Source organism: Arthrobacter nitrophenolicus (assembly GCF_045833485.1).
Classification (GTDB): Bacteria; Actinomycetota; Actinomycetes; order Actinomycetales; family Micrococcaceae; genus Arthrobacter; species Arthrobacter nitrophenolicus.
This window is the reverse complement of sequence record NZ_CP174504.1, coordinates 1-26,966: the sequence shown is the minus strand read 5'-3', so window position 1 is coordinate 26,966 and position 26,966 is coordinate 1. Positions and strand designations below refer to the sequence as shown.

Genomic DNA, 26,966 nt, shown 5'->3' with positions numbered 1-26,966 from the left:
ATGAGTTCGCCTGCTTCCCGCCCAGTCCCTCCAGCCGCTGCCAGCCTGCTTAACCTGCGCGGCGCCGTCGACCTTTCAACCCTGAAGCAGCGCCCGGCCGCGCCTGCCGGAACCGGCGCCGCCGGTGGTGCCGTCGCACCGGACGGGTCGCAGTCCGGCGGAACTGCAGGCGGACCGGACCTGCGGGTCAACGTCACCGAGGCCAATTTCCAGCAACTGGTGGAACTGTCCGCGCAGGTCCCCGTGGTGTTCGCCCTGTGGGCCCCGTACTCGCCGGAGTCCAGCGGGATGCTGCAGACGCTGGACAGCGTGGTGAAGAGCTACGGGGGCCGGCTTGTCCTCGGGGCCGCCGATATCGAGGCGTTTCCCCAGCTGGCCCAGGCGTTCCAGGTGCAGGCAGTGCCCACCGCCGTGGCCGTCCTCAAGGGGCAGCCTGTGCCGCTCTTCCAGGGCGGCGCGGACGAGCAGCAAGTGCGCGCGCTGTTCGATGAGCTGCTGAAGGTGGCTGCGGCGAACGGCGTGACCGGCAGCCTGAACGCGGGCGCCGGTGAGGAACCCGAGCCCGCGCCGCTGCCGCCACTTCACCAGGCCGCCTACGATGCCATCGAGGCGGGCGACTTCGACGCAGCCGCGGATGCCTACCGCCAGGCGCTCAAGGAGATGCCCTCGGACCACGAGGCCAAGGCAGGGCTTGCCCAGGTGGAGCTGATGGCACGCCTGCAGCCGCTCTCGGCCCAGGACGCCGAGTCCGTCCGCACGCTCGCCGCCAACGAGCCGGACAACCTGGAAGCCCAGCTTGCTGTCGCGGACCTGGACATCGCCGGCGGACACGTTGACGACGGCCTGAACCGGCTGGTGGCGTTCATTGGCAGGAACTTCGGTCCGGAGCGTGAGACCGCCCGCGTCCGCCTGCTGGAACTCTTCGACGTGGTGGGCGCATCCGACGAACGCGTTTCTAAGGCGCGCCAGGCACTGGCGAGGGTCCTCTTCTAGTGCCGGGCCTCTTCGATCCGCTGAAGCTCCGTTCCCTGGAGCTCCAGCACCGCGGCTGGCTGTCGCCCATGTGCCAGTACAGCTGCGATCCCGACGCCGCGCCAGGGGTTCCCAACGACTGGCACCTCATGCATCTGGGTTCCTTTGCCGCCGGCGGGGCCGCGCTGCTGCTCACCGAGGCGGCAGCGGTGGCTGCCGAGGGCCGCATCAGCCCCCGCGACGCCGGGCTCTACAACGATGACCAGGCCGAGGCGTGGCAGCGGATCACCACCTTTGTGCACCGCCATGGAGCGGCCGGCGCGAAGATCGGAGTGCAGCTGGCGCATGCCGGCCGGAAGGCCTCCACGTGGTGGCCGTTCTCCGGCAGGCATGGCAGTGTGGCAGCCGCCGACGGCGGCTGGGGCACAGTGGGTCCTTCAGCCGTGGCCTACGACGGCTACGAGGTTCCCGCCGAGATGACAGCCGGGCAGATCCGGGCGGTGATCTCGGACTTCGCGGCAGCGGCGCAGCGCGCGGTGGACGCAGGCTTTGACACCGTGGAGATCCATGGCGCACACGGCTACCTGCTGCATCAGTTCCAGAGCCCGCTGACGAACCTGCGCACCGACGAATGGGGCGGGGACGAGGCCGGCCGCAACCGCCTGATGCTTGCCGTCGTCGATGCCGTGCGCGACGCCATCCCCGACTCGATGCCGCTGCTGCTGAGGATTTCCGCCACCGACTGGGCCGAGGGCGGCGTTGACCTGCCGGCTTCCATCCGCCTGGCACGGCAGGCAGCGGAACGCGGCGTGGACCTGGTTGACGTGTCCAGCGGGGGAGCAGTGGCCCACCAAAGGATTACGCCCGGCCCCGGATACCAGACCGGTTTTTCCGCGGCCATCCGCAAAGAGGCCGGCATTCCCACCGGGACAGTGGGCCTGCTGACCTCCGCCGGGCAGGCCGGGCACGCCATCGCCAGCGGACAGGCCGATGCCGTGCTGATTGCCAGGGCCGCGCTCCGCGACCCGCACTGGTGGCTCCGTGCAGGGTTCGAACTGGGCCACGAAATCGGCTGGGCTCCCCAGTACGAGCGGGCAATGCCGCGGCGCAGCTTCTGAGTACGGGAGCAGCAATGTCGCCCCGTGATTCCGCCGGCATCGACCAGCAGCTGGAAGCCACAATCCTTGGGCTCCTGGCTGCCAGGGCCGCCACGTCCACCATCTGTCCGTCCGACGCGGCACGGGCCGTCGGCGGCGAACGCTGGCGCGACCTCATGGAGCCGGCCCGGCGTGCGGCGCGGCGGCTCGTCGACGCCGGCGAGGTTGTGATTACCCAAGGTGGTTCGGTGGTTGATCCGGCCACTGCGAAGGGGCCCATCCGCATCCGCAAGGCCCCTTAGGAAGGGCGGGAAGTCTGGCGGGGCGGACAGCAGCCGTACGCCTTTATTTCTACTCCTCCCGGAGGACCCCGCAGCCGTGTTCCGGGGGCTAGTCTGGCTTCATGACCGCCCAGCATCCCGATCCCGCGGGCGTGCCGCTGCATCCCGCCGAGGCCGCCGCACCCCCTTCCCCTGCCGCCGCCGGCGCAGTTCCGGCCCTGGCCATCCGTGGCCTGGCCAAGCGGTTCGGCCAGAAAATCGCGGTGGACGGCATCAGCCTGGACGTGCCTGCCGGCTCCTTCTACGGCATCGTGGGCCCCAACGGCGCAGGCAAGACCACCACGCTGTCCATGGCCACCGGACTGCTGCGGCCGGACTTCGGGACAGCGTTTGTCCACGGCATCGACGTCTGGGCGCACCCTCTCGAAGCCAAGAAACTTATGGGCGTCCTGCCTGACGGCGTCAGGCTGTTCGACAGGCTGACCGGTGAGCAGCTGATCACCTACGCCGGACTGCTGCGCGGCATGGACAGGGCCGTGGTGGCCTCCCGCGTGGGCGACCTGCTGGAAGCCATGGACCTGACGCAGGATGCGGGAACGCTGGTGGTGGACTACTCCGCCGGCATGACCAAGAAAATCGCGCTCGCCTCCGCCCTGATCCATGCCCCCCGGTTGCTGGTCCTCGACGAACCCTTCGAGGCCGTGGACCCGGTCTCGGCGGCGAACATCCACTCCATCCTGGACGGCTACGTGGCGTCGGGCGGTACGGTCATCATGTCCAGCCATGTCATGGACCTGGTCCAGCGCATGTGCGATCACGTGGCTGTGGTGGCGGGCGGCCGGCTCCTGGCTGCCGGCACTGTTGACGAGGTCCGCGCCGGTGCATCCCTCGAAGACCGGTTCGTCCAGTTGGTCGGCGGACGCAGCCGCACGGAAGGGCTGGAATGGTTGCGCACCTTCTAAGGCTGAAACTGACCCTGCTCCGCAACGGCCTCCGCCGCAGTCCCTGGCAGCTCGTGGGCCTGGCTTTCGCCGGACTCTACGCGCTGGGCCTGATCTTCACCCTGGTGTTGGCTCTGGTCCTGCTGCGCTCCGCGGACGCTGAAATCGCGCAGACCGCGGTGGTGCTCGGCGGCTCCGCTGCCGTCCTGGGCTGGGGAATCATCCCGGTAGTGGCCTCAGCCACGGACATGACCCTGGACCCGTCCCGTTTCACCACCTTCGCCATCCCGATGCGGCAGATGCTGGCCGGCCTGGCCCTCGGCGGGCTGATCGGCATCCCGGGCCTTGCCACTGCCCTGGTGGCGCTGTCCACGGTGGTGACCTGGTTCCGTGGGGTGCTGCCCGTGCTCGGCGCACTGCTGGGGGCGGCGCTGGGCGTGATGACATGCATCGTGCTTTCAAAGGTGGTGACCACGGCCACCGCCAGCCTTGCAGCCTCCCGGCGGTTCAAGGACATCAGCGCCATTGCCTTCATGGTTCCGCTCGTCCTCCTCGGACCCATCATCGCGGGCGTCGGCCAGGGCATCTCGAACTCGACCGCTTTCCTGCCGGACTTCGCCGGGGTGCTCTCCTGGACCCCGCTCGGGGCCGCCTGGTCCCTGGGCGGCGAGCTCCACGCAGGGCAGTTTGGTCCGGCCGCGGTCAAGCTCCTGATGGCGGTGGCCTCGCTTGCTGCGCTGGCCTGGTGCTGGAAGGTGCTCCTGGAAAGGGCGCTCGTCACGCCGCCGTACGCCGGCAGCGGCAAGCGCAAGGGAAGCAGGCTTGGGCTCCTGGGGATCCTGCCGCCCGTACCGGCGGGCGCCGTCATGGCGAGGTCGCTCACCTACTGGGTCCGGGACCCCCGCTACTCCGGATCGCTGGTGGTCATCCCGCTGCTGCCCGTTGTCCTGGTCTTCCAGGGCGCCCAGACCGGAGAGTACTCCAGCCTTGCCTTCCTGGCGCCGATCTCCGCGTTCATCATCGCGTGGTCGATTTCGGCCGACGTGTCCTATGACAACACCGCGTTCGCCCTGCACCTGGCAACAGGGGTGTCCGGCGTGGCTGACCGGCTGGGCCGCGCCCTGGCCTGCCTGTCCTTCGCCCTTCCGGTGGTGGTCATCTTTGCCGTGGGCTCCGCGGCGTTCACCGGCGACTGGTCCGGACTGCCCGGCCAGCTCGGGCTGGGACTGGGCATCCTCTTCACCTGCCTGGGGCTGGCGTCCGTGGTTTCCGCCCGCTACACCGTGGCGGTTCCGCTCCCCGGGGACAGCCCGTTCAAGAAGCCGCCGGGCAACGTGGGGCAGACCCTCGCCGTGCAGTTCGGCGGGATGCTGGTCCTGGTGGTGCTGGTCCTGCCCGAGGCGGCGCTGATGGTCGCGCAGCTGGTGACCGGCAACAGCCTCTTTGGCTGGCTCAACCTCGCGGTGGGAACGGTGCTGGGCCTCGTCCTGTTCGTGCTTGGTGTGCGGCTGGGCGGGAAATGGCTCGATGCCCGCGGGCCGGAACTCCTGGCCCAGGTGGCTGTTAATAAGTAACGGCGCGTACGGCGGAAGGAAACAGCATGGAAGTAGTCATCCTGGGCGGACGCAGGCAGATCGGAAAGCTGGCGGCGGATGCCATCGAGGAACTGCTCAGGCGGAAGCCGGACGCAGTGCTTGGCCTTGCCACGGGGTCCTCGCCGCTGCCGGTCTACGACGAGCTGGCGGAACGGAACAGCCGGGGCCTGGACTTCAGCCGGGCCACGGCGTTCACGCTGGACGAATATGTTGGCCTGCCCTCCGGGCACCCGGAGTCGTACCGGGAAGTCATCCGGCGGGAGTTCACGGACCGGGTCAACATCGCGCCGGAGAACGTCCATGGCCCCGACGGGTCAGCCGGCGACATCCCGGCAGCCTGCCAGGCCTATGAGGATGCCATCGCCGCAGCCGGCGGCGTGGACCTGCAGCTCCTGGGGGTGGGTACCGACGGGCATATCGCGTTCAATGAGCCAGGGTCCTCCTTTGCCTCGCGCACGCGGATCAAGAGCCTGATTGAACAGACACGCCGGGACAACGCCCGTTTTTTCAAGAGCCTGGCCGAGGTCCCGCACCACGTCCTGACGCAGGGCCTCGGCACCCTCATGGAGGCCCGGCATGTGATCCTGATCGCCACCGGGGCGCAGAAGGCACAGGCTGTGCGCGAGTTCGTCGAGGGGCCGGTCTCCGCCATCTGCCCGGCGTCGATCCTGCAGTTCCACCCGCACGCCACCGTCCTGCTGGACGAAGCGGCGGCTTCGGCGCTCAAGCTCGCGGATTTCTACCGGCACACCTACGACAACAAGCCCGCCTGGCAGGGGCTCTGACCCGCTGCACGGGAGGCGGGACGGCAGAAAAAGGCACGACGGCGGTGGGCGCCGCACAGCCGCATCCGGCCGCACGCGCCGGGGCCGCCGTCGGACTCCCGGCCACCGGAACAGCTAAGATGGTTGGCATGACTAGCATGACGGACCCCCTCGACAACGACCCGATGCGCGAGCTTTCCGGGGCTGGATCGTCCACAGCCACCATTGAGCGCGAGGAACTGCGCCAGGAAGTGGAGCCCGGGGACCGGGAGCGCTTTTCGCACTACGTGCGCAAGGAAAAAATCATGGAGTCCGCGCTGACCGGCGAGCCTGTCATCGCCCTGTGCGGCAAGGTCTGGACGCCGGGCCGGGATCCGCAGAAGTTCCCGGTATGCCCCACGTGCAAAGAGGTTTATGACGGCCTCCGCCCGGGCAACGACGGCGGCAAGGGTCCCGGAGGGGACTCGGGCAACAACAAGTAGTGACGGAGACGCTCTTTGGCGGCCCCACCCTGCCTCCGGCTTACCCGGAACGCGCAGCCTGGGGAACCGCCCCGAAACTCCGTGCCTGGCAGCAGGAAGCCCTCGACCTTTATCTCCGGAACAGCCCCCGCGACTTCCTGGCGGTGGCAACCCCCGGCGCCGGTAAGACCACCTTCGCCCTGCGGATCGCGTCGACGCTGATCGATTCGGGCGCCGTGAACCGGGTGACCATCGTGGCGCCCACGGACCACCTCAAGCGGCAGTGGGCCGACGCTGCCGCGCGGGTGGGCATCGCCATCGACCCCAACTTCAAGAACTCCGACGGCCAGCACGGCCGCGGGTTCATCGGGGTTGCCGTCACGTACGCCCAGGTGGCCAGCAAACCGCTGCTGCACCGGGCCAAGACGGAAGCAGCACGCACGCTGGTGATCCTGGACGAAATCCACCACGGCGGCGAGGCCCTCTCCTGGGGCGACGGCCTCCGCGAAGCCTTCGACCCGGCGGTGCGCCGGCTGTCCCTGACCGGTACCCCGTTCCGCTCCGACACCTCGCCCATCCCGTTCGTTGAGTACGCGGAGGACAGGGACGGCATCCGCCGTTCCAAGGCCGACTACACCTACGGCTACGGCAACGCCCTGCGGGACCATGTGGTCCGGCCGGTGATCTTCATGGCCTACTCCGGCCAGATGCGCTGGCGCACCAGCGCCGGTGAGGAAATGGCGGCGTCGCTGGGCGAGGCCGCCGTCACCAAGGACATCACGTCCCAGGCCTGGCGGACTGCCCTGAACCCGGCAGGCGAGTGGATTCCTGCCGTGCTGGCCGGGGCTGACAAGCGCCTGACCGAGGTCCGGCGCACCGTCCCCGACGCCGGCGGCCTGGTCATTGCCACGGACCACGAGGACGCCCGGGCCTACGCCGGCCAGCTGAAGAGGATCACGGGGGAGTCACCCACCGTCATCCTCTCCGACGACGCCAAGGCCTCGAGCAAGATCGAGGAGTTCTCGGCGGGCGAGACCCGCTGGATGGTGGCGGTCCGCATGGTGTCCGAAGGCGTGGACGTTCCCAGGCTGTCCGTCGGCGTCTACGCCACCTCAACCTCCACGCCGCTGTTCTTCGCCCAGGCCGTGGGCCGCTTCGTGCGCGCACGGAAACGGGGTGAAACGGCGTCAGTCTTCCTGCCTTCGGTGCCACAGCTGATGGCACTGGCCAACTCCATGGAGGCGGAACGGGACCATGCCCTGGACCGTCCGGAGAAGGAGGACGGGGACGGCCTGTTCAACCCCGAGGACTCGCTGATGGCGGAGGCCAACCGCGAGGACAAGGCCTCGGACAGCCTCACCAAGGGCAAGTTCGAGGCGCTGGACTCACAGGCCTCCTTCGACCGCGTGCTCTTCGACGGCGGCGAGTTTGGCACGGGCGGCGAGGTGGGGTCCGACGACGAGCTGGACTTCCTGGGCATCCCCGGCCTGCTGGACGCGGAGCAGGTGGGCACGCTCCTGCGCCAGCGCCAGCATGAGCAGCTCAACCGGAAGAACCGGAAGGCACCCGCGGCCGAAGCTGCCGCACCTGCCGTCCCGGACCACCGGATGCTCATGGACCTGCGGAACGAGCTCGCCAAGAACGTGGCGGCCTGGTCCGCGCGGACCGGCACGCCGCACGGTGTCATCCACACCAAGCTCCGGACCGTGTGCGGCGGCCCCGCCGTGGCGCAGGCCAACGAGGAGCAGCTGCAGGCGCGGCTGAGGAAGCTCCAGGACTGGTTTATCGGCCGCAAGTAGCGGTGATTTGAGACACGAGTGGCCCGGCGCAGCGCACCGGGCCACTCCTGCGTTCAGCTTCAGGAAACGTCGACGCCGCCGAGTTCCATCTCGGCAACAGCCTCTTCAAGGTCCTCGGCAATGCCGGCGGTCAGGGACCGGATCACCGTGACGGAGTAGCCCGCCTGGACGGCGTCCAGTGACGTGGCCCGGACGCAGTAGTCGGTGGCGATGCCCACCACCACAACGTCCTCGACGTCGTGGCTTTGCAGCCAGTCATCCAGGCCGATCGCGTCCTCGTCGGGGGCGAACCGGCTGGTGTCGGCGCCGCCGGGCTGGCGTTCGCCGGTGGGGACAGCATCCTCAGGCGCCAGGAGCCCTTCGAAGCCTGAATAGGCAGCCGCGTACTGGCCCTTCTGGAAGTACGCCTGGATGTACTCCGTGTCCAGGTCCGGATGCAGTTCGGCGCCCCGGGTGCCCGCGACGCAGTGCGGCGGCCAGCTGTCCTTGTAATCGGGGGTGTCCGAGAAGTGGCTGCCCGGATCGATGTGCCAGTCCTGGGTGGCAACGATGTGGTCGAACTCGTTGTGGTGGGCGTCCACGTATTCGCTGATGGCCCCCGCCACGGCAGCGCCGCCCTGGACAGCCAGGGAACCGCCCTCGCAGAAGTCGTTCTGGACATCGACGATGATTAGCGCACGCGACATCAGTTCTCCTCGTAGATGGTGGGGATGGCGGCCTCGCCGCGCTGGAGGCGGTTGACCACCGGCGGCAGTTCGGCCATCGAGTCTGCGTGCCGCTGGCGCGCCCGGAGGACGCCTTCATGGCCGGTCCACCCGGGGACCAGTTCACCGTTCTTCATGAACTGCTGCAGCAGCGGCCGGTCGTTGCCGTCATCATCCGGCCGGCGGCCGACGCCCACAATCTCGGCGGTGGCAATGCCGTGTTCGTTCATTTTCCGCAGCGCGTACTTGCGTCCGCCTACGCTGGCCTTGTTCTTGGCGGCCTTGGCCACCGAGACGAAGTTGCCGTCGTCGTCCGTGCGGCTCACGAGCTTGTAGACCATGCTGGCTGTGGGCGCACCGGAGCCTGTCACGAGGGACGTTCCCACGCCGTAGGAGTCCACCGGCGCGGACTGCAGCGCGGCGATGGCGTACTCGTCCAGGTCCGAGGTGACCACGATCTTGGTGTCCTCGTTGCCGAGGTCGTCCAGGAGCCGGCGCACCCACTGCGCCTGGTCCACGAGGTCGCCCGAGTCCAGCCGGACGGCGCCCAGCCGGTGACCCGCCAGGTCCACGGCCGTGCGGACGGCGGCCTCGACGTCGTACGTGTCCACAAGGAGGGACGTGCCCTCGCCGAGTGCCGCGATCTGGGCCTCGAAAGCGTCCCGCTCGGTGTCGTGCAGCAGGGTGAAGGAGTGCGCGGCGGTGCCGACGGTCTTGATGCCGTACCGGGCGCCCGCCTCGAGGTTGGACGTGCTGTCGAACCCGGCAATGACGGCGGCGCGGGCGGCGGACGCCGCAGCTTCCTCGTGGGTGCGGCGGGAGCCCATCTCGATGCAGGGGCGGCCGTGTGCGGCGCTGACCATCCGCGAGGCGGCCGAGGCGATGGCGCTGTCATGGTTGAGGACTGACAGGATGTAGGTCTCCAGCATGCACGCCTCGGCGAACGTGCCCTCCACGATCAGGATGGGCGAGTTGGGGAAGTACGCCTCGCCCTCGGCGTAGCCCCAGATGTCGCCGGAAAAGCGGTAGGACGCCAGGTACTCCAACGTCTGGTCGTTGACCACTCCGGTGCGGGCCAGGAAGTCCAGTTCCGTCGCGCCGAACCGGAAGTTGGCGATGCCCTCCAGGAGCCGGCCCGTACCGGCCACGATCCCGTAGCGCCGCCCGTCCGGCAGCCGCCGGGCGAACGCCTCGAACACGGACTTGCGGTGCGCAGCTCCGGAATGGAGCGACGCCTGCAGCATGGTCAGCTCGTAGTGGTCGGTGTAAAAAGACGTGCGGGGATGGTCCCAGCCGGCAGTGGTACTCACGAAAGTCACTCTAGTCCCCACCGGCTCCCACGTCTTGCTCCGCTTCGCCGCGGGTCCCTCGCCAGTGTGGGCCCACCCACCGGCTCCCACGGCTCCCACGCGCTTCGCGGGCGGGGCCCTCGGCGGCGTGGGGTCCGCATCCCCATAGAATGGACAGATGACCTTAAGCGTTGCGCTCGGCCCTGAGACGCAGGAGGGCACCCGGACCGGAACAGCGGAGGCCACAGACTCCCTGACCGCCCCGGACATCCCCTGGAACCTGGTGATCTGGAACGATCCCGTCAACCTCATGAGCTACGTCAGCTACGTGTTCCAAAGCTACTTCGGCTACTCGGAGAGCAAGGCGAACAAGCTCATGATGGAGGTCCACAGGAAGGGCCGCTCGATCGTTGCGCACGGCAGCAAGGAACAGGTGGAACGGCACGCTGTGGCCATGCACGGGTTCGGCCTGTGGGCCACAGTGGAGAGAGCGAGCGGCGGCCCCGGCGGCAACTCCGGGAAGTCCGGCGGACCGGGCCAGGGCAAGGGGAAACGTGGCTAAGGCATTCAAGTATGGCCTCAAGGGCATTACCGGCTACCTCGAACCCGCCGAACGCGAGCTCCTGCGCAGCCTGATCGACGACGTCATCTCCATGCTCCAGCCGGAGGAGCGCGCAGGCCAGGATCCGCTGGCAGCGCTCATCGGGCTGGACATGGACGTTGCCGAACCGACGGACCGGGCCGTCAAGCGCCTGCTCCCCAACGTGGTGAAGGACGACGGCGCCGCCTCCCTCGAGTTCCGCCAGCTCACCGAGCGCTCGCTCCGGGAAACGAAGATCGGCGCGCTGCGCGCGGCCGCGCTGGACCTGGACAAAGACGAAATCGTGCTGACTCCCGAGGGGGCGAAGCACTGGTCCATGGCACTGAACGATGTCCGCCTGGTCCTGGCCGAGCGCCTGGACATCCGGGACGAGGAGGACGCCGAACATGTCCACCTGATGCAGGACTGGTCCCAGGCCGAGGACGTGGAGAGCTATCTGGCCCTGGTCTACAACTTCGCCACCTGGCTGCAGGAATCACTGGTGCAGGCGATGCTGCAGTCGCTGGAAACGCGGCGTTGAGGAATCCGGGCCGCCCGGTCCCGGCGCCGTGTGACAAATTAGACATGAGTCACAGGCCACAAGATGATGGCTGAGGCATCGGGGAGCACCTATCCTCGAATAATCATGACAACAGCCTCGAGCATGGATCCGCCGGCAGCCGGGCAGGCATCCGAAGCGGACGACCTACAGGCCGCCGCCCTGGAAGCGCGCCCCATCGGTGTATTCGATTCCGGTGTAGGGGGCCTCACCGTGGCCCGCTCCATCATCGACCAGCTTCCCAACGAGTCCATCCTGTACGTGGGGGACACCGCCAACGGGCCCTACGGTCCCCTGCCCATCGCGGAAGTCCGGGCCAACGCCCTGGGCGTGATGGACGAACTGGTGGACTCCGGCGTCAAGCTGCTGACCATCGCCTGCAACTCGGCGTCGGCCGCGGTGCTCCGGGACGCCCGCGAACGGTACACGGCCAAGTACGGCATCCCGGTCATCGAAGTGATCCAGCCGGCGGTCCGCCGCGCCGTTGCCGCCACCCGCACCGGACGCGTGGGCGTCATCGGGACGTCTGCAACCATTGGATCGCGGGCGTACGAGGATACTTTCGCTGCCGCCCCGGACCTCTCCATCACGTCCGTGGCCTGCCCGGAGTTCGTCAGCTACGTGGAGGCCGGCATCACCACCGGGCCCGCCCTGCTGGCAGTCGCCGAGGAATACCTGGCGCCGCTGAAGGCCGCGGAGGTGGACACCGTGGTGCTGGGCTGCACCCACTACCCCCTGCTCACCGGCGTCATCTCCTACGTCATGGGGGCCGACGTCACGCTGGTCTCCAGTGCCGAGGAAACCGCCAAGGACGTGTACCGTGCTCTGGCGACGCACAACCTCCAGCGCAGCGCCGGAACACCGCCGGAGCACCACTTCGTGGCAACGGGCGACGCCGGCCAGTTCGAGTCCCTGGCCCGCAGGTTCCTCGGCCCCGAGGTGCTGTCCGTCCGCCACGTGGACCATGTGGCGGCGCAGTACCCCACCGGCAGCCTGGCGCGCATCACGCCGGAAATGATCGCCGCAGCCCGGAGCGCCGCCAGCCGGCCCCGGATCTCCAACTTCGTGGGAGGCCTCGCGGACGCAGGCCGCGCCGGGGGTCCGGCGCTGTGAAACTGACCATCGTGGGCTGTACCGGCTCGTTCCCGGGGCCCGGTTCGCCGGCGTCGTGCTACCTCCTGACCGCCACGGACGGGGAGCGGACGTGGAAGGTGGTGATGGACCTCGGCAGCGGCGCGCTGGGGGCCATCCAGCGCTACACGGACCTCGAAGACATTGACGCGATCTTCCTCACCCACCTGCACCCGGACCACTGCATGGACCTGTGCGGCCTGCACGTCGCCATCCGCTGGAAGCCGGGCGGCTGGGGACGCGGGCGGATTCCCGTCTGGGGGCCTGCCGCCACTGCCGACCGGATGGCCACGGCCTATGGCCTGGACCTTGACCCCGGCATGCACGAGGAATTCGACTTCACCAACTGGACCGAGCGCGAGCCGGTGACCGTGGGCCCGTTCACCGTGACGCCCTTCGCCGTGAACCATCCCATCGAGGAGGCCTATGCCCTCCGGGTGGAGGTGGTGGAACCGGACAAGGACGGCACCATGGTCTCCCGCACCCTGACCTATTCCGGCGACACCGATTCGTGTGCCGGGCTGGAGGAGGCAGCCAAGGACGCGGACCTGTTCCTGTGCGAGGCCGCCTTCGAGGAGGGCCGGGACAACGGCATCAAGGATGTCCACCTGACCGGCAAGCGCGCCGGCGAGGCCGCCACGGCGGCGGGTGCCCGCCGCCTCCTGCTGACGCACATCCCGGTGTGGACGTCCCAGACCACCGTGATGGCGGAGGCGCGTCCGGTGTTTGCAGGGGACGTGGCCGTGGCGGTCGCCGGAGTGCATTACACCATCTGACCCCCCGCCTGCCGGGCTGCCCTGCGGGAACTGCCGGTGCAGGCAGCAGTGGATAAGCTAAAGGCATGACTTCTGAAGCAACTGCAGTGCCCATCGTGCGTGCCGACGGCCGCGCCCCGGACCAGCTCCGGCCCATCAGCATCACGCGCGGATGGTCCAACCAGGCTGAGGGTTCGGCGCTGATCGAATTCGGCAACACCAGGGTCCTGTGCACCGCCTCCCTGACCGCCGGCGTCCCCCGCTGGCTGAAGGGTGAGGGCCGGGGCTGGGTCACGGCCGAGTACGCCATGCTGCCGCGGGCAACGAACACCCGCTCCGACCGGGAGTCCGTCAAGGGAAAGATCGGCGGCCGCACACACGAAATCTCGCGGCTCATCGGCCGGTCCCTGCGGTCCATCATCGACACCAAAGCCCTCGGCGAAAACACCATCGTGCTGGACTGCGATGTCCTGCAGGCTGACGGCGGAACCCGTACGGCCGCCATCACCGGCGCGTACGTGGCCCTTGCCGATGCCATCCGCTTCGCCCGCGACAACAAGCTCATCGCCAAGAGCGCGCAGCCGCTGATCGACACCATCGCAGCCGTCTCCGTGGGCATCATCGACGGCGTGCCCATGCTGGACCTGCCGTACGTCGAGGACGTCCGTGCGGAGACCGACATGAACGTGGTGGTCACCGGTTCCGGCAAGTTCGTTGAGGTGCAGGGCACTGCCGAGGGCGCGCCGTTCGACCGCGAGGAGCTGGACAAGCTCCTGGACCTGGCCCTGCTGGGCACCACCCAGCTTGCGGCCATCCAGCGTGAGACCCTGGCAGACACCCTGTGAGCGCGGCCGGCGCCGGCCCCCGGCTGGTCCTCGCCACGCACAACAAGGGCAAACTCCGGGAGCTGCGTGAGCTGCTGCGCGGCCAGGTTCCGGGGCTCGACGTCGACACGCAGGTGGTGGACGCGGCGGCGGCAGGTGCCCCCGACGTCGTCGAAACCGGCGTGACGTTCGCCGAGAACTCGCTGCTGAAGGCACGGGCCGTTGCCGATGCCACCGGCCTGGTGGCCATCGCGGACGATTCCGGGCTCGCCGTCGACGTCATGGGAGGGGCTCCGGGCATCTTTTCCGCGCGGTGGTCCGGCAGCCACGGCGACGACGCCGCGAACCTTGCGCTCCTGCTCAACCAGCTTTCGGACGTTCCGGACCGGCACCGTGGTGCGGCGTTCGTGTGCGCGGCCGCCCTTGCCGTGCCGGCAACGGACGGCAACCCGGGGCGGGAAGTGGTGGAGTACGGGCAGCTCGAAGGCATCCTGCTCCGCGAGCCGCGGGGCGGGAGAGGCTTCGGCTACGATCCCGTGCTCCAGCCGACGGGGGAGCAGCGCAGCTGCGCGGAGCTCTCCGCAGAGGAGAAGAACGCCATCAGCCACCGCGGCAAGGCCTTCCGTGCGCTGCTGCCGTCGATCGTGGAGGCCCTGCAGGCCGCGGATTCCTGACGTGACCCTGCCTTAGCCGCTGAATTAAAAGCAGAGGGTTCGTTTCCCCGGCCGGGGAAACGAACCCTCTGCTTTAATTGGCTCTTTTAGGGAAGGCGCCGCGTCTTTTGCTCGTCCTCGGGAGCATGCTCCTCGATGAATTCGTCCACGGGGTCGGTACCGTAGGCTGCTGCCTGGCGCCTGGCGGACAGGCCGCGGAGTACCTCGATGCCGATCGGCAGGACCGAAACTAGCACGATGGCGATGAAGATGATGTCCAGGTTGTCCCGGATCCACGGGATGCGGTCGCCCAGGATGTAGCCCAGCAGGGTGACGCCGCCGCCCCAGAGCAGGGCACCAATGACGTTGTAGAGGAAGAACTTCTTGCGGCTCATCTGGGCCACACCCACGATGACCGGGACGAACGTACGGATGATGGGAACGAACCGGGCAAGGATCAGCGCCTTCCCGCCGTGCTTCTCGAAAAAGGCGTGTGCGTTCTCAACGTTCTCGCGCTTGAAGAGCCTGGAGTTGGGCTTGTTGAAGATGGCCGGGCCCGCTTTGGAACCGATGAAGTAGCCGGTCTGGTTGCCGATGATGGCGGAAATCACAATCAGCAGTGCGAACAGCCAGATGTTGAACTTGATGGTGTCGGTGGCCACCAGCAGGCCGGCGGTGAACAGCATGGAGTCGCCGGGCAGGAAGAACCCCACCAGCAGGCCGGTTTCCGCGAAGACGATGCCGCAGACCAATAGGACCACCCACGGGGCAAGGGCTGGATCGGCCAGGAAGACTTGGGGGTTCAGCCAGTCGGGCAGGAAGGAGGCCAGCTGCGGCTGGACCGGTCCTGCCCCGCCCAGCATGGACACGGCGAGGTCGTTCATCACAGGAAAGTTCACCCTTCAAGGGTACTTGACGGGCCTGTGCCTGCAGGGCCCCGGGGGCAGGCGGCGGTAAGGTGGGGGCCGTGGGTTTGGACTTTACTGCGATCGACTTCGAGACGGCGAACGGCTTCAGGGGCTCTCCCTGCGCAGTGGGGCTCACCAAGGTGCGGGGCGGCCGGATCGTGGACGAGGCCTCGTGGCTGATGCGCCCGCCGCGGAACCACGACCATTTCGATTTCCACAACGTCCGGATCCACGGCATCAGTGCCGCGGACGTCGCGGACCGGCCGCGGTTCGGGGACGTGTTCGCCGAAATTGGTGCCTTCATCGGCGACGACGTGCTGGCGGCCCACAACGCGGCGTTCGACCTGGGCGTGATCCGCTCCGCCCTGGAGGTCTCCGGCCTTCCCGGCCCGGCCTACGATTACGTCTGCACCGTGATGCTCTCGCGGCGGTGTTATTCACTGGTGTCCAACTCGCTGCCGTTCGCCGCGGAAGAAGCCGGCGTGCCGCTGGTCAAGCACCACGACGCCGCGGAGGACGCCCGGGCCTGCGCCGGCATCCTCATCGACATCGCCCGCCGGAACAACGCCAACAGCATCGCCGAACTTTACCTCTCCCTGGGCCTCGCGGTGCCGCGCCAGCAGGCCTTTGACCCCGCAGTGGATCCGCTCTCCAAACCCAGCCTTGCCGCCGTCGCCGGCATGTCCCTGCCGGGAGCAACCGGCAACGGTGCGGCGCTGGCCCGCCCGTTCCGCGCCGGCTGGCCCGAGGAAGGCATCAACCCCGAACCCAACCCCGACGCCGGGCCGGGCCATCCGCTGTTCGGCCAGACCGTCGTCTTCACGGGTCAGCTGTGCATCGGGCGCCCGGAGGCCAAGGTCATGAGCGCCGAAGTGGGGGCACGGACCGAAAGCCGGGTGACCGGGCGTACCACCGTCCTGGTGGTCGGTGACGGCTTCGTGGCCTCGGACCTCCGCTCGGGCAGGCTGACCGGCAAAGCGCGCCGCGTCCTGGAGCTCCATGAGCGGGGCCAGGCGATTGAGGTGCTGTCCGAGGGCGAGTTCCTTCAGATGGTGGCCGGCGCAGAACCAGCCACCGTTTAGGTGGAACATGCGGCTGGTCCGGCGGCCGCCGGCATCAGCCTTCGCCGGTGGTGACGCGCACCAGGAGGTCGGCCATCCCGCGGATAACGTCAGGGGCCTCCAGCGCTTCAAGCCAGTCGCCGGGCAGGCAGTCCTCGCCGTAGTAGGCGCCGAGGATGTTGCCGGCCACGGAGGCGGTGGAGTCGCTGTCGCCGCCATGGTTGACGGCCAGGGTTATGGCGTCGCGAAAGTGCCGGACCGCCGGTGTGTCCGGCCCGTCAGAGTCATCCGGCGTGGTGGCCAGCACGGCGTACAGTGCGAGAGCGAGCGCCTCCTCGGCCACCCAGCCTCCGCCCAGCACCTGCGTCAGTTCCTCCGGCCGGACGATGCCTTTGTCCGCAAGCTGGAGCGCCGCCTGCAGCCGTTCCGGCAGTTCGGGGGCCACTCCGGTGATGGTTGCGGCATGGGCCGTGACGCCGGCCGCCGCCTCCGCCAGGCCTTCGCCCGAGACCAGCCTGTGGACCAGGAGGCTGAAGATCCCGGCGCTCTGCCGGGCGGACGGATGGCCGTGCGTGAGGGAGGCGGCATCGGCACTTAGCTTGTACACGGCGTCGGGCGTGATGTGCGGGACCAGCCCGAACGGTGCCGACCGCATCACCGTGCCGCACCCCTTCGACTCCGGATTGACGGGGCGCACCGCGGTACCCATCTCGCCGGTCGCCAGCCCTGAGATGCAGGCCCTGCCCGGGTTCCGGCGCTGGTGCAGCACGGTGTGTCCATCGATCCAGCGGGGCTGGGGCACGGGAGCCGAGGCGGGGGCTGGTTCGCCCTGTGTGGCCAGCCACCGCAGGTAGGCGAGCCAGAGGCACGCATTGACGTCCGCCCCCACGCCCGAGTTGGCCCATTCCAGCGCCTCCACCAGCCCGTCCACGGTGTAGAGCGTCAGTTGGGTATCGTCGGAGAAGTGGCTGCCGCCGGACAGTGCTTCGAAACCGGTGAGCCCGTCAGCGCCGAAGCGGCGCCGGATCTCGTCCATGCCGTCGAACTCCACCGCGTAACCCAGCGCGTCACCCAGCGCGCCGCCCAGCAGGGAACCGTGGATGCGTGACTTCAAAGTGGGCGCGGGTGCCCCGGTGTGGATGCTCATGCAGTAAATTTACCGTGGCGCCCGGGCCGGTCCCGCCGGCGTCTTGTTCGCTCCGGGGCCCCCAGCAAACCTCCAGCCTGGGCTGGAATAATGCTCAGGTTGCCCGGCGGCAGCACCCGCATGAACACCGACCTGAAGGTTCCACGATGAGCACCCCCGTTCCAGCCCGACCCGACGCCCTGACCGGCAGCCCGGACGCTTCCCGGCCCGGCCTGTTCCCCAGGCTCGCCGCCGAGGGATTCGGCAGCCTGATCCTGGCCGTCACCGGCCTGGGGGTGCCGCTGTTCAGTATCCCGCAGTCCAGCCCGATGCCTGCAGCCCTCGCCGCCGGCCTGGCCGTGACCGCCGCAATGCTGGCGTTCGGACACGTCTCTGGCGGCCACTTCAACCCGGCCATCACCCTGGGCCACCTCCTGGCGGGACGCATCCGCGCCGGGGCTGCGGCCGCCTACGTGGCGGCCCAGCTTGCCGGGGCGTCACTCGGAGCGCTGGCGCTTTACGCGGTCCTGCGGACCCTTCCCGGGATCGCGGACAGCCGCACGGCGTTCGACACAGTCACCGCCGGCTTCGGCGAGCACTCCATCGTCCAGGCGCCACTGGCCGCTGTGCTGCTGCTGGAGGTCATCGGCGCCGCCATCATCGTCTCCGTGTTCCTCGGCGCGGCCGCCCGCGGCCGGGCCAACAGCGCCGCCGCGCCGGTCGCCGTGGGTTTGACGTTTGCGGCCCTGCTGCAGCTGGGACAGGCGGTGGGCAATCTCCCGTTCAACCCGGCACGTGCCGCGGCATCCGCGTTCTTCAGCTCCGGCTGGGCGCTGGAACAGCTGTGGGTTTTCCTTGCCGCGCCGCTGGCCGGTGCCGCCGTCGCCGGCCTGGTGTTCCGCACTTTCCGGGCGGGTGAGCAGGCAGGCGAACACGCAGTCCCGGCTTCGGGGCCGGGCGCAGAATCCGGCGGGTCCACCGGGTCCGACGTGTCCGACGTGTCCGACGTGTCCGACGACGAAGGCGACGCGGCGCCCGTGGCTGCCCCGACGGGGGGCGTGGCAGTGTCCCGGAAGGACAGCGACGGCGGCGCCAGCGAGGCGCAGGAATTCTTCGAGGGCAAGAGGGGCTGAACGCGGGCAGCTGCGGCGGTGACGCAAACTGTCAGTGGCTCCGGATAGCTTGGGAATATGCGGTTACTACACACATCGGACTGGCACCTGGGCCGCTCCTTCCACGGCGTGGGCATGCTGGAGTCCCAGCGCGCCTTCATCAACCAGCTCGTGGAGGCGGTGGCCGGGCACCAGGTGGATGTCGTCCTGATCGCCGGTGATGTCTACGACCGCGCACTGCCGGGCGTGGACGTGGTCCACCTGCTGGACGAGGCCCTGGTCCGGCTGACGTCGGCCGGCGCCAAGGTGGTCCTCACCAGTGGAAACCACGACTCCGCCATCCGCCTTGGCTTTGCCGCCCGGCTGCTGGAACGCGGGGGAGTGCACCTCCGGACCCGCGTGGAGAACCTGGACGAGCCGTTGCTGCTGCCACTCGGCGCGGACCGGGCAGGGAAGGAAGCCACTCTGGCCATCTACGGCATCCCCTGGCTTGAACCCCGGCTTGTCGCGGGGCAGCTGGGCGTGCAGACGGCCAGCCACTTCGAGGTCACCCGGGCTGCCACAAGCCTGATCCGTGAAGACATCGCGCGCCGTGCGGCCAGTGCCCCCATCCAGTCGGTGGTATTGGCCCACACGTTTGCCAGCGGCGGCATCAGCTCGGACAGTGAACGCGACCTCAGCATCGGGGGAGTGGGTGCCGTACCCCTGGACCTCTTCGAGGGCTTCAGCTACACCGCCCTCGGCCACCTGCACGGCCGCCAGGCGTTGTCCCCTGAAGTGCGGTATTCCGGATCCCCGCTGGCCTATTCGTTTTCGGAGGCGCGGCACCGGAAAGGGGCCTGGCTGGTGGACATCGGACCGGACGGGGTCGAGGCAGTGGAGGAAGTGCTGTTCGAAGCGGCACGCTCCCTGGCCGTCCTGCGGGGTCCGCTGCAGGACCTCCTGGAGTCGCCGGAACACGCGTGGGCTGAAACCGCCTACTGCCAGATCACCCTCACGGACGCGCAGCGGCCTGTCCGGGCAATGGACCGGCTTCGGGAACGGTTTCCGGACACCCTGGTCCTGGGCTTCGAGCCTCAGGGCGGGACTGCCGCCAGTGCCGCCACCTACAGCAGCAGGCTGGCCGAGGCGCCGGACGATCTCGCCGTGTGCTGCGGGTTCCTCGAGCACGTGCGCGGCCGCGTCCCGGACGCGGCTGAGGAAGCGGCCCTCGCCGCCGCCCTTGAGAACGTGCGCTTGCTGGAGGGCTTGCGATGAGGATCCACCACCTGAGCATTTCCGGATTCGGCCCCTTCGCCGGCACGGAAGACATCGACTTTGACCGGCTGAGCGGCCACGGGCTGTTCCTCCTCAACGGGCCCACCGGCGCCGGAAAGACCAGCGTCCTGGACGCCATCTGCTTTGCCCTGTACGGGTCCGTTCCCGGGGCCCGCCAGGACGGCAAGCGCCTGCGCAGCGACCATGCTGAACCGGGCCGGGAGCCGGCCGTCAGCTGTGAATTCTCCGCACAGGGGCGGCGGTTCGAAGTGACGCGCTCGCCGGCTTGGGACAAGCCCAGTGCGCGGGGCAGGAACGGGTTCACCACCCAGCAGGCCAAGACCCTCCTTCGGGAATTCGTGGATGGCGCATGGGTGGAGAAATCGGCGCGGAATGACGAGGCCGGGGCCGAAATCCTGGCCCTGCTCGGCATGGACCGGGAACAGTTCACCCGGGTGGTGATGCTCCCGCAGGGGGACTTTGCCGCATTCCTGCGGTCAAAGGCCGCAGACCGGCTGGAACTGCTGCAAAAGCTGTTCGGCACCCAGCGTTTTGAGGCCCTGGAACAGGAACTTTCCCGCCAGGCGGTTGAGGCAAGGGAGAAAGTCTCCGCCCTGGCCGGACAACTCGAAGTCCTCGCTGCACGCGCTGAATCCGAAGCAGCCGCCGTGGAACTGGACGCGGCAGACGCTCCACTCGCCGAGAATATGGCTGCCCGGCTGGAATGGCTGCGCCATGCGGCGAGGCAACGTCTGGACCACCTGAGGGACGTGGCAAAGGCGGCCGAAACGGAAAGCAGCGCGCAAGCCCGTGCCGTTGATGAGGAAAGCGCCAGGATAGGGCGGTGCCGCCGGCTTGACGCCGCCGGATCCCGCCGGGCGGCCGTCCAGGAAGCCGCGCCCCGGCTGGAAAGCCTGGCCCTCCGCCTGGCGCGCCACCGGCAGGCAGCCGTCCTCGACGGGCACCTGAAGGGTGTTGATGCAGCGGAGGCCAGGGTGCGGAGCGCCGCCGGCGCCGCAGAGTCTGCCAATACCCTGCTCCGCCTCGCCGTGGAAGACAGCACTGAAATTTCCCGGCTGGAACTGGGCTGGGCCGAAGCACCTGGCCGGGACAGTGCTGGTGTGCAGGATGCGGGGCTGGCCGGTGCAGGCGCTGCGGCTGCAGCCGGGGAGCTGGGCCGTCTGCGCTCGCTTCTGGCCGTCGTCGAGGCAAGGTTGCCGGACGAGGACAGGCTGCAGGCCCTCCGCGGGCAGCAGAACCGGCTGGCCGGGAAGCAACAGGAACTGGAAAGTGGGATCTCGGGACTGGACGGCCGGATGGCGGCGCTCCAGGAAGAACGCGACCGGCTCGCCGGGGGCAGGGACGAGCTGGTCCAGCACGCTGGCACTGCCGCGCTGCGCACCAAGGAAGCCGCTGCCGCCACCGAATTGCTGGACGTTGTCCGCCGGCATGCGGCGGCTGCCGCAGCCCGTGACGCCGTAAAGCTGCGGTATGACGCCTGCCGCGAGAACCAGCTGGAAGCCAAACGCCGCTGGCTGGATCTTCGGGAAGAGCGGCTGGCGAACGCAGCTGCCGAGCTGGCCGCGCAGCTGGCCGAGGGAGCTCCGTGCCCGGTCTGCGGCAGTGAAGACCATCCAGCCCCCGCCGCCGCCGGGCCTGGAGGTCCGGGCCTCGCCCAGGAGGAGGACGCAGCCCACGCCGGGTATGAAGCCGCAGAAGCCGCCTTCACCCTGGTCAGTGCCGAACTGGCTGAAGCAAACCAGCACGTGGCAGTCCTCGCGGGCCAGGGCGGGGACACCCCCGAAGCCGACGCCCTTGGAAGCGCGGACGTGGCCCGTGCCGCCGCCGCCGAAGCAGACGCTGCAGTCAAGGAGCTTGCGGCAGTCCGGACCCGCCTGGATGCCCTGGACGCAGGCCTTGCAGCGGCCCAGTCGTCAAGGGCCGGGATGGACGCGGAACTGCATCAGGTGAAGGCCTCGCTGGCAGACCTGTCCGGGCAGGCTTCCTCCCTGGACAAGGCCCTCTCGGAGCTGCGCGGCGGGCACCGCACCTTGTCCCGCCGGCTGCGGTCCTTGGAGGATGCGGTGGCTGTCCTGGACAAGGCAGTGGAGGCCGGGGCGCAGCTGGATCGTGCCCGGGCGCAGGCTGCCGAGGCCCGGGCACAGCTGGAGCTGGCATTGCCGGAGGCCGGCTTCGCCACTACCGGCGAAGCCAGGGAGCAGCTGCTTCCGTCCGCCCAGGCAGCCGCCATTGAGGATGAGGTCCGTGCCGCCCGGGATGAGGCAGCCAGGGTTGACGAGCTCTTCGCCTCGGAGGACATCGTGCTGGCGCTTGAGGAACAGGCCGCAGGATTCAGCGTTGACGAGCAACGTTTTGCCGCCTTGCGTAACGCCGCGGACGCTGCCCGCCAGGAAGCGCGGGATGCCCAGCTCGCAGCCGGCATGGCGGGCCGCTGCCAGGAATCATTGGCCGCGATCAGCGTGGAGTATGAGACATTGACGGAATCTGTCCGCGGACCGGCCGAGCATGCGCAGATGCTCGCGGGCCTGGCCGATGCCGCGGCCGGCCGGGGGGAGAACACGTACAGGATGAGCCTGAACAGCTACGTCCTGGCGGCGCGGCTTGAGCAGGTGGCCCTCGCGGCGTCCGAACGCCTGGTGGCGATGAGTGATGGCCGCTACCTGCTGCAGCACACTGATGCCAAGGCCGCCAGGGGTGCCAGGTCCGGGCTGGGCCTGGAAGTGGTGGACCAGTGGACCGGCTGCCGCCGCGATACCTCCACCCTCTCCGGCGGCGAGTCCTTCATGGCATCCCTGTCCCTGGCGCTTGGCCTCGCCGACGTCGTGCAGCAGGAAGCGGGCGGCGTCGAGATTGAGACACTTTTTGTGGACGAGGGATTCGGAAGCCTGGACGAGCAGTCGCTGGAGCAAGTCATGGACGCGCTGGAGGGCCTGCGCGACGGCGGGCGCGTGGTGGGGCTCGTCAGCCACGTCGGCGAAATGAAGCAGCGTATCGGCACCCAGCTGCAGGTGCTGAAAGGCCGGAACGGGTCCACTCTGCGGATTTCCGAGGCTGCGGATCTGGGAGCCTGATCCGCCAGTCCCGCCTGAAGCGGGTGCCCGGCGGCATTCGGGGGCGCACTATGACTTCCACGCTATAATTTTCCAGTTACCGGGTTGCGCGCATCGGGAGGAGGGACGATGCGCATGAACTGAACGAGCCCGCAATGACATCACCAACCTCCCCGTCCACAGACACCTCCAGCACCCGCGGCCAGGTTTCCCCTTCAGGCACTGAACGTACACGAACTGCACCGCAGGGGCGCTTCGCCAGGCTCTCCCACCTGGCCGGCCGCAGCTTCATCCCCATCGGCCTCTTCGCCCGGCTGCCGCTGGCCATGCTCACCGTCGGCACGCTCACCATGGTCACCTCCGTCAGCGGCTCCTACGCCGCGGGCGGGACGGCCGCCGGAGCGGTCGGCATCGGCTCAGCCCTTGGTGCCCCCGTGCTTGGTGCCCTGGCCGACAGGCGGGGGCAGCGTCCCGTCCTGATGGTCTCTGCGCTCATCAACACCGCAGCAGTGGTGGCTTTGATCCTCACGGCCACGGGCCTGGGCAGCTCCGGGGGCTTCCACCCGGCAATCCTTGCCGCCGCGTTCGCCGCCGGCGCCAGCTGCCCGCAGGTGGGCCCGCTCGCGCGGGTCCGCTGGATGGCCCTGACACTGCACGGGCCCGCAACGGCCAACAAGCGGGACCTGGATACCGCATTGTCCTACGAAAGCACCGCGGATGAGGTGACTTTTGTCCTGGGGCCGGCACTGGTGGGCATCCTCGCCAGCCTCGTGGCTCCATGGCTCCCGCTGGCGCTCGCTGCGGCGATGACCATCATCCTGGTTCCCGCCTTCGCCGCCCATCCCACCCACCGGTCGGTCCGGCCAGGCCAGGGACGGACCAAGGGCGACAACGGGACCAAGGGCAACCAGGGCGCCGGCAGGATCCCCGCGGCAGTAGCCCTGCCCGTGGCGGCCATGGTCTGCATGGGAACCTTCTTCGGCTCCACGCAGGCTGCCTTGAGCTCCTTTTCGGCCGGCCAGGCAGGATCCGAACTCGCCGGACTGCTGTATGCCGTCATGGGCCTGAGCTCCGCCGCTGCTGCCCTCTCGGTTGCCTACTGGCCCCAGCGGTTCGGGCTCTCCCGGCGGTGGACCCTGTCTGCGGCGCTGATGGCGCTGCTGGCGCTGCTGCTGCTGGTTCCGTCCTCGCTCGCCGGCATGGTGGCCGTCCTGCTCATCCTCGGGCTGCCGGTGGGCCCGGTCATGGTCACGGTGTTCGCAGCCGGCGGCGTGCTGGCACCTGCGGGCCGGCTGGGAACCGTCATGACTGCCCTGGCCAGCGGGATTGTGGCGGGAACAGCGCTTGGCTCCTCCATCGGCGGCTACCTGGCAGAAGCCGGCGGCCACCATGCGGCCTTCGTGGTTCCTGTCGGCGCTGCCGTGGTGCTGGCGCTGCTCGGGGCCGCGGCCGCCCGGGTCCTGCGGACCCGGCAGGCCGCCAACTGACAGCTGCCGTTAGGCCAGCTGGCGCTCGATCCGGGCGGCACTTTCGGCAAGGGCGGCCCCCACGGTCTCCGGATCATGGGCGGAACGGATATAGACGACGGCGAGTGCGGCCGGTCGTCCGCCAGGTACCCGGACCGGGGCTGCCAGCGAGGAGACGCCCGCAATGACTTCGTCATGGCTGGCCGAGTAGCCTTTCCGGCGTGCCTCGCCCGCCTCCGGGCGGTAGGGGATCCCCGTGTCCAGCCGGTCCCATTCGGCTTCCGTGAGTGCCGACTGGATGGCGATGCCCGGGGCGCCGGCGTTGATCGGGTGCCGGGTGCCCGGATGCTGTGCCACTGTAGCGCCTGAATGCCTGGGCTCGACGGTCACAAGGGTGATGCAGTCGTGGTGGTCCCACACAGCGACGAAGGCTGTCATGTCCAGGGTGTTGGCCAAATGGGTCAGCTCGGGAAGCGCCGCCGCCTGGAGGTTCCGCGAAACCCCACGCGCCAGGACGGCCAGCCCGGGCCCCGGCTGGACCTTGCCGGCGTCGTCCCGCACCAGCAGCGAATGGTCCTCAAGGGTGCGCAGGATCCGGTAGGCAACCGACCGGTGCACGCCCATGGCGTCGGCCAGTTCCGCGATGGTCAACGGCCCGGGGGCGGCGGCGAGGATTTCCAGGGCGCGGATGCCCCTGGACAGCGTCTGGGACGCGGAAGCCTGCGCCGGCGCGGCTCCTGAAGGGGCTGCAGCGGGGGGAGTCATGGGTTCCATCCTAGGTGGCCGGCTGATTGCGTTCCGTAGCTCCTATTGTGACCCAGTCCCCGCACTTTTCCGGAATGTGAACCCGGGATTCCCATATGGAACGCCGGCGTCATCGGCCTCCCCTCAACGAAAGTTCACGCAGGGCGTGTCTTGTCTCACAATTTCGTAGTACCCTACTAACTAACTGACCGTTCTGTCGGTAATACTGAAGGCGTCCCGGCGGCACTGCTGCCAATGAACAATGGAGTTTCAATGACCACACCGTCCAAGGTGGACACCCTTGCCGGCCCCAGCACCCGCCGGGAGGAACGCAAGGTCCTCGCCGGAACCCTCGTAGGCACCACCATCGAGTGGTACGACTTCTTCATCTTTGCCCAGCTGACCGCAACGCTGCTGTCACCTCTGTTCCTTGCGCCGCTGAACGCATCGAATCCCGGCCTGGCCCAGATCCTCTCCTTTGCCCTGATCGGCATCAGCTTCCTGTTCCGGCCGCTTGGCGCCGTCGTCGCGGGACACCTGGGCGACCGGTTGGGACGCAAGGCCATGCTCGTCTTCACGCTGGTGATGATGGGCGCGGCAACGGCGCTGATCGGCATGCTGCCCACCTACGCGCAAATTGGCGCCTGGGCCCCCATCCTGCTGATCCTCCTTCGGATTGTCCAGGGCTTCTCGGCCGGCGGCGAATGGGGCGGTGCGGCGCTGATGGCCGTGGAGCACGCACCCCTGAACAAGCGTGGCCTGTTCGGCGCCTATCCGCAGATCGGCGTTCCCGTGGGCATGATCCTGGCCACGGGCCTGCTGTTCTTCCTGAACAGCAGCATGTCCAAGGAAGACTTCGCCGCCTGGGGCTGGCGGGTGCCGTTCCTGCTGTCCATCGTGCTGATCGTGGTGGGTTACCTCATCCGCCGCGCCGTGGCGGAAAGCCCGGTCTTCCAGGAGATGGCGGCCCGCAAGGCGGAGAGCAAGGCGCCGCTGGGTGAACTGGTCCGCAGCCACAAGAAGCCGGTCCTGTACTCCACCATGATCTTCATCGCCAACAACGCCGCCGGCTACCTGCTGATCGCGTTCTTCATCGCCTACGCAACCCGCACGCTGCAGATGCCTGCCCCGCCGGTCCTGCTGGCCACCACCCTGGCCTCCTTCGGCTGGCTGATCTTTACGCTGGTAGGCGGGTGGCTCTCGGACCGCATCGGCCGCGTCAAGACCTTCCTCACCGGCTATGCCATCGTCTTCGCCTGGATGATTCCGATGTTCGCCCTGATCGACACAAAGAACATCTGGCTCTACGGCGTGGCGCTGTTCGTCCTCACGATCGGCCTCGGCCTCTCCTACGGCCCCATGTCCGCGATGTACGCGGAAATGTTCCCGGCGAATGTCCGCTATTCGGGTATTTCCATTGGGTATGCCTTCGGCGCGATCCTGGGCGGCGCGTTCGCGGCCACCATCGCCGAGTTCCTGCTGCAGACCACCAAGTGGGCCGGTTCCATCGGTATCTACATCATGGTGCTCTGCGTCATCTCCGCCATTGGCGTGGTGCTCGCAAAGGAAACCAAGGGCAGGCCGCTCGGAGTCAGCCACCACTAGCGACCAGGGCAGCCAAAAGCGCCGCAATAATCAATAGGCCGGCAGCGGGGGGGGGCCCCCGGGGGGGGGGGGCCCCCCCCCCTAAAAATTTGCCGGGCGGGGCCCCGGGCCGGGCCGGGCCCGGGGGGGGGCAGGGGCCCGGGGGGGCCCGGGGGGCCCCCGCGACGGGTGGGGGGCCGAGGGGGTTGCGCGCCCCCCCGCCCCCCCCCCC

Annotated in this window: 25 protein-coding genes; 20 read left to right on the top strand and 5 right to left on the bottom strand. The window is 68.8% G+C overall.

The window, feature by feature from the left end; all coding sequences use genetic code 11:
- From ACJJV6_RS00125 to ACJJV6_RS00090, 8 genes are all read left to right on the top strand, one after another.
- Entirely contained in the window at window positions 1–993 is a 993-nt protein-coding gene (locus tag ACJJV6_RS00125; protein ID WP_133346284.1) for a tetratricopeptide repeat protein, read from the top strand.
- Window positions 993–2,090: an NADH:flavin oxidoreductase/NADH oxidase gene (locus ACJJV6_RS00120; RefSeq protein WP_407709629.1), complete on the top strand. Its 1,098-nt coding sequence runs from the start codon at window positions 993–995 to the stop codon at window positions 2,088–2,090. The genes ACJJV6_RS00125 and ACJJV6_RS00120 overlap by 1 nt, the downstream gene beginning before the upstream one ends.
- Before the next feature lie 14 nt (window positions 2,091–2,104).
- Complete coding sequence (locus ACJJV6_RS00115) at window positions 2,105–2,371, top strand: DUF3253 domain-containing protein (protein WP_407709628.1); 267 nt, start codon at window positions 2,105–2,107, stop codon at window positions 2,369–2,371.
- A gap of 101 nt (window positions 2,372–2,472) precedes the next feature.
- Window positions 2,473–3,312 carry an ABC transporter ATP-binding protein gene (locus tag ACJJV6_RS00110; RefSeq protein ID WP_009356502.1) on the top strand — a complete coding sequence of 280 codons (840 nt, stop codon included), beginning with the start codon at window positions 2,473–2,475 and terminating at the stop codon, window positions 3,310–3,312.
- On the top strand, window positions 3,294–4,865 hold the full coding sequence (locus ACJJV6_RS00105; protein WP_407709627.1) for a transporter: 1,572 nt from the start codon (window positions 3,294–3,296) through the stop codon (window positions 4,863–4,865). Before ACJJV6_RS00110 ends, ACJJV6_RS00105 begins: the two co-directional genes overlap by 19 nt.
- A gap of 26 nt (window positions 4,866–4,891) precedes the next feature.
- On the top strand, window positions 4,892–5,671 hold the full coding sequence (gene nagB / locus ACJJV6_RS00100) for a glucosamine-6-phosphate deaminase (protein ID WP_407709626.1): 780 nt from the start codon (window positions 4,892–4,894) through the stop codon (window positions 5,669–5,671).
- A 119-nt stretch (window positions 5,672–5,790) separates the two neighbouring features.
- Window positions 5,791–6,132: a DUF3039 domain-containing protein gene (locus tag ACJJV6_RS00095; RefSeq protein ID WP_133346554.1), complete on the top strand. Its 342-nt coding sequence runs from the start codon at window positions 5,791–5,793 to the stop codon at window positions 6,130–6,132.
- Entirely contained in the window at window positions 6,132–7,910 is a 1,779-nt protein-coding gene (locus tag ACJJV6_RS00090; protein ID WP_009356507.1) for a DEAD/DEAH box helicase, read from the top strand. Before ACJJV6_RS00095 ends, ACJJV6_RS00090 begins: the two co-directional genes overlap by 1 nt.
- Before the next feature lie 59 nt (window positions 7,911–7,969).
- Here ACJJV6_RS00090 and ACJJV6_RS00085 read toward each other — a convergent pair whose 3' ends face one another.
- Window positions 7,970–8,596 carry an isochorismatase family protein gene (locus ACJJV6_RS00085; RefSeq protein WP_407709625.1) on the bottom strand — a complete coding sequence of 209 codons (627 nt, stop codon included), beginning with the start codon at window positions 8,594–8,596 and terminating at the stop codon, window positions 7,970–7,972.
- A complete protein-coding gene (locus ACJJV6_RS00080) occupies window positions 8,596–9,924 on the bottom strand; it encodes a nicotinate phosphoribosyltransferase (protein ID WP_407709624.1) in 1,329 nt (442 codons plus the stop codon). The genes ACJJV6_RS00085 and ACJJV6_RS00080 overlap by 1 nt, the downstream gene beginning before the upstream one ends.
- A 157-nt stretch (window positions 9,925–10,081) precedes the next feature.
- On the opposite strand from ACJJV6_RS00080, the gene clpS reads away from it, so the two are divergent.
- From clpS to rdgB, 6 genes are all read left to right on the top strand, one after another.
- Window positions 10,082–10,465: an ATP-dependent Clp protease adapter ClpS gene (gene clpS / locus ACJJV6_RS00075; RefSeq protein ID WP_407709623.1), complete on the top strand. Its 384-nt coding sequence runs from the start codon at window positions 10,082–10,084 to the stop codon at window positions 10,463–10,465.
- Window positions 10,458–11,024: a DUF2017 domain-containing protein gene (locus tag ACJJV6_RS00070; protein WP_133346298.1), complete on the top strand. Its 567-nt coding sequence runs from the start codon at window positions 10,458–10,460 to the stop codon at window positions 11,022–11,024. Before clpS ends, ACJJV6_RS00070 begins: the two co-directional genes overlap by 8 nt.
- A gap of 105 nt (window positions 11,025–11,129) precedes the next feature.
- Window positions 11,130–12,155 (top strand): glutamate racemase, encoded by a 1,026-nt coding sequence (gene murI / locus ACJJV6_RS00065; RefSeq protein WP_407709622.1) that lies wholly within the window; start codon window positions 11,130–11,132, stop codon window positions 12,153–12,155.
- Window positions 12,152–12,949: an MBL fold metallo-hydrolase gene (locus ACJJV6_RS00060; protein ID WP_009356512.1), complete on the top strand. Its 798-nt coding sequence runs from the start codon at window positions 12,152–12,154 to the stop codon at window positions 12,947–12,949. Before murI ends, ACJJV6_RS00060 begins: the two co-directional genes overlap by 4 nt.
- 65 nt (window positions 12,950–13,014) lie before the next feature.
- Complete coding sequence (rph, locus tag ACJJV6_RS00055) at window positions 13,015–13,773, top strand: ribonuclease PH (protein ID WP_354176731.1); 759 nt, start codon at window positions 13,015–13,017, stop codon at window positions 13,771–13,773.
- Window positions 13,770–14,426, top strand: coding sequence for an RdgB/HAM1 family non-canonical purine NTP pyrophosphatase (rdgB, locus tag ACJJV6_RS00050; RefSeq protein WP_407709621.1), 657 nt, complete (start codon window positions 13,770–13,772; stop codon window positions 14,424–14,426). The genes rph and rdgB overlap by 4 nt, the downstream gene beginning before the upstream one ends.
- Window positions 14,427–14,512: 86 nt before the next feature.
- Here rdgB and ACJJV6_RS00045 read toward each other — a convergent pair whose 3' ends face one another.
- Window positions 14,513–15,289 carry a VTT domain-containing protein gene (locus tag ACJJV6_RS00045; protein ID WP_407710528.1) on the bottom strand — a complete coding sequence of 259 codons (777 nt, stop codon included), beginning with the start codon at window positions 15,287–15,289 and terminating at the stop codon, window positions 14,513–14,515.
- Between the two features lie 83 nt (window positions 15,290–15,372).
- Here ACJJV6_RS00045 and ACJJV6_RS00040 point away from each other — a divergent pair, with 83 nt between their 5' ends.
- On the top strand, window positions 15,373–16,395 hold the full coding sequence (locus ACJJV6_RS00040) for an exonuclease domain-containing protein (RefSeq protein ID WP_407709620.1): 1,023 nt from the start codon (window positions 15,373–15,375) through the stop codon (window positions 16,393–16,395).
- Window positions 16,396–16,429: 34 nt separating this feature from the next.
- Here ACJJV6_RS00040 and ACJJV6_RS00035 read toward each other — a convergent pair whose 3' ends face one another.
- Complete coding sequence (locus ACJJV6_RS00035) at window positions 16,430–17,521, bottom strand: ADP-ribosylglycohydrolase family protein (RefSeq protein ID WP_354176734.1); 1,092 nt, start codon at window positions 17,519–17,521, stop codon at window positions 16,430–16,432.
- Window positions 17,522–17,667: 146 nt separating this feature from the next.
- Between ACJJV6_RS00035 and ACJJV6_RS00030 the strand changes: the two genes are divergently transcribed.
- The 4 genes from ACJJV6_RS00030 to ACJJV6_RS00015 all read left to right on the top strand — a co-directional run bounded on the left by ACJJV6_RS00030 (window position 17,668) and on the right by ACJJV6_RS00015 (window position 24,427).
- Entirely contained in the window at window positions 17,668–18,633 is a 966-nt protein-coding gene (locus ACJJV6_RS00030) for an aquaporin (RefSeq protein WP_407709619.1), read from the top strand.
- 57 nt (window positions 18,634–18,690) lie between these two features.
- On the top strand, window positions 18,691–19,869 hold the full coding sequence (locus tag ACJJV6_RS00025; protein WP_407709618.1) for an exonuclease SbcCD subunit D: 1,179 nt from the start codon (window positions 18,691–18,693) through the stop codon (window positions 19,867–19,869).
- Complete coding sequence (locus ACJJV6_RS00020) at window positions 19,866–22,961, top strand: AAA family ATPase (RefSeq protein ID WP_407709617.1); 3,096 nt, start codon at window positions 19,866–19,868, stop codon at window positions 22,959–22,961. The genes ACJJV6_RS00025 and ACJJV6_RS00020 overlap by 4 nt, the downstream gene beginning before the upstream one ends.
- A gap of 134 nt (window positions 22,962–23,095) precedes the next feature.
- Window positions 23,096–24,427, top strand: coding sequence for an MFS transporter (locus ACJJV6_RS00015; protein WP_407709616.1), 1,332 nt, complete (start codon window positions 23,096–23,098; stop codon window positions 24,425–24,427).
- Between the two features lie 9 nt (window positions 24,428–24,436).
- Here the strand turns inward: ACJJV6_RS00015 and ACJJV6_RS00010 are convergent, their stop codons facing one another.
- Window positions 24,437–25,171: an IclR family transcriptional regulator gene (locus ACJJV6_RS00010; protein ID WP_009356517.1), complete on the bottom strand. Its 735-nt coding sequence runs from the start codon at window positions 25,169–25,171 to the stop codon at window positions 24,437–24,439.
- Between the two features lie 252 nt (window positions 25,172–25,423).
- Between ACJJV6_RS00010 and ACJJV6_RS00005 the strand changes: the two genes are divergently transcribed.
- Complete coding sequence (locus ACJJV6_RS00005; protein WP_009356518.1) at window positions 25,424–26,755, top strand: MFS transporter; 1,332 nt, start codon at window positions 25,424–25,426, stop codon at window positions 26,753–26,755.
- The last annotated feature ends 211 nt before the right edge of the window (window positions 26,756–26,966 follow it).

Coding starts and splice junctions, on each gene's coding strand:
- ACJJV6_RS00125 (WP_133346284.1), top strand. CDS start 1: ATGAGTTCGCCTGCTTCCCGCCCAGTCCCTCCAGCCGCTGCCAGCCTG.
- ACJJV6_RS00115 (WP_407709628.1), top strand. CDS start 2,105: ATGTCGCCCCGTGATTCCGCCGGCATCGACCAGCAGCTGGAAGCCACA.
- ACJJV6_RS00110 (WP_009356502.1), top strand. CDS start 2,473: ATGACCGCCCAGCATCCCGATCCCGCGGGCGTGCCGCTGCATCCCGCC.
- ACJJV6_RS00105 (WP_407709627.1), top strand. CDS start 3,294: ATGGTTGCGCACCTTCTAAGGCTGAAACTGACCCTGCTCCGCAACGGC.
- nagB (WP_407709626.1), top strand. CDS start 4,892: ATGGAAGTAGTCATCCTGGGCGGACGCAGGCAGATCGGAAAGCTGGCG.
- ACJJV6_RS00095 (WP_133346554.1), top strand. CDS start 5,791: ATGGTTGGCATGACTAGCATGACGGACCCCCTCGACAACGACCCGATG.
- ACJJV6_RS00085 (WP_407709625.1), bottom strand. CDS start 8,596: ATGTCGCGTGCGCTAATCATCGTCGATGTCCAGAACGACTTCTGCGAG.
- clpS (WP_407709623.1), top strand. CDS start 10,082: ATGACCTTAAGCGTTGCGCTCGGCCCTGAGACGCAGGAGGGCACCCGG.
- murI (WP_407709622.1), top strand. CDS start 11,130: ATGACAACAGCCTCGAGCATGGATCCGCCGGCAGCCGGGCAGGCATCC.
- rph (WP_354176731.1), top strand. CDS start 13,015: ATGACTTCTGAAGCAACTGCAGTGCCCATCGTGCGTGCCGACGGCCGC.
- ACJJV6_RS00045 (WP_407710528.1), bottom strand. CDS start 15,289: ATGAACGACCTCGCCGTGTCCATGCTGGGCGGGGCAGGACCGGTCCAG.
- ACJJV6_RS00035 (WP_354176734.1), bottom strand. CDS start 17,521: ATGAGCATCCACACCGGGGCACCCGCGCCCACTTTGAAGTCACGCATC.
- ACJJV6_RS00030 (WP_407709619.1), top strand. CDS start 17,668: ATGAGCACCCCCGTTCCAGCCCGACCCGACGCCCTGACCGGCAGCCCG.
- ACJJV6_RS00025 (WP_407709618.1), top strand. CDS start 18,691: ATGCGGTTACTACACACATCGGACTGGCACCTGGGCCGCTCCTTCCAC.
- ACJJV6_RS00020 (WP_407709617.1), top strand. CDS start 19,866: ATGAGGATCCACCACCTGAGCATTTCCGGATTCGGCCCCTTCGCCGGC.
- ACJJV6_RS00015 (WP_407709616.1), top strand. CDS start 23,096: ATGACATCACCAACCTCCCCGTCCACAGACACCTCCAGCACCCGCGGC.
- ACJJV6_RS00010 (WP_009356517.1), bottom strand. CDS start 25,171: ATGACTCCCCCCGCTGCAGCCCCTTCAGGAGCCGCGCCGGCGCAGGCT.
- ACJJV6_RS00005 (WP_009356518.1), top strand. CDS start 25,424: ATGACCACACCGTCCAAGGTGGACACCCTTGCCGGCCCCAGCACCCGC.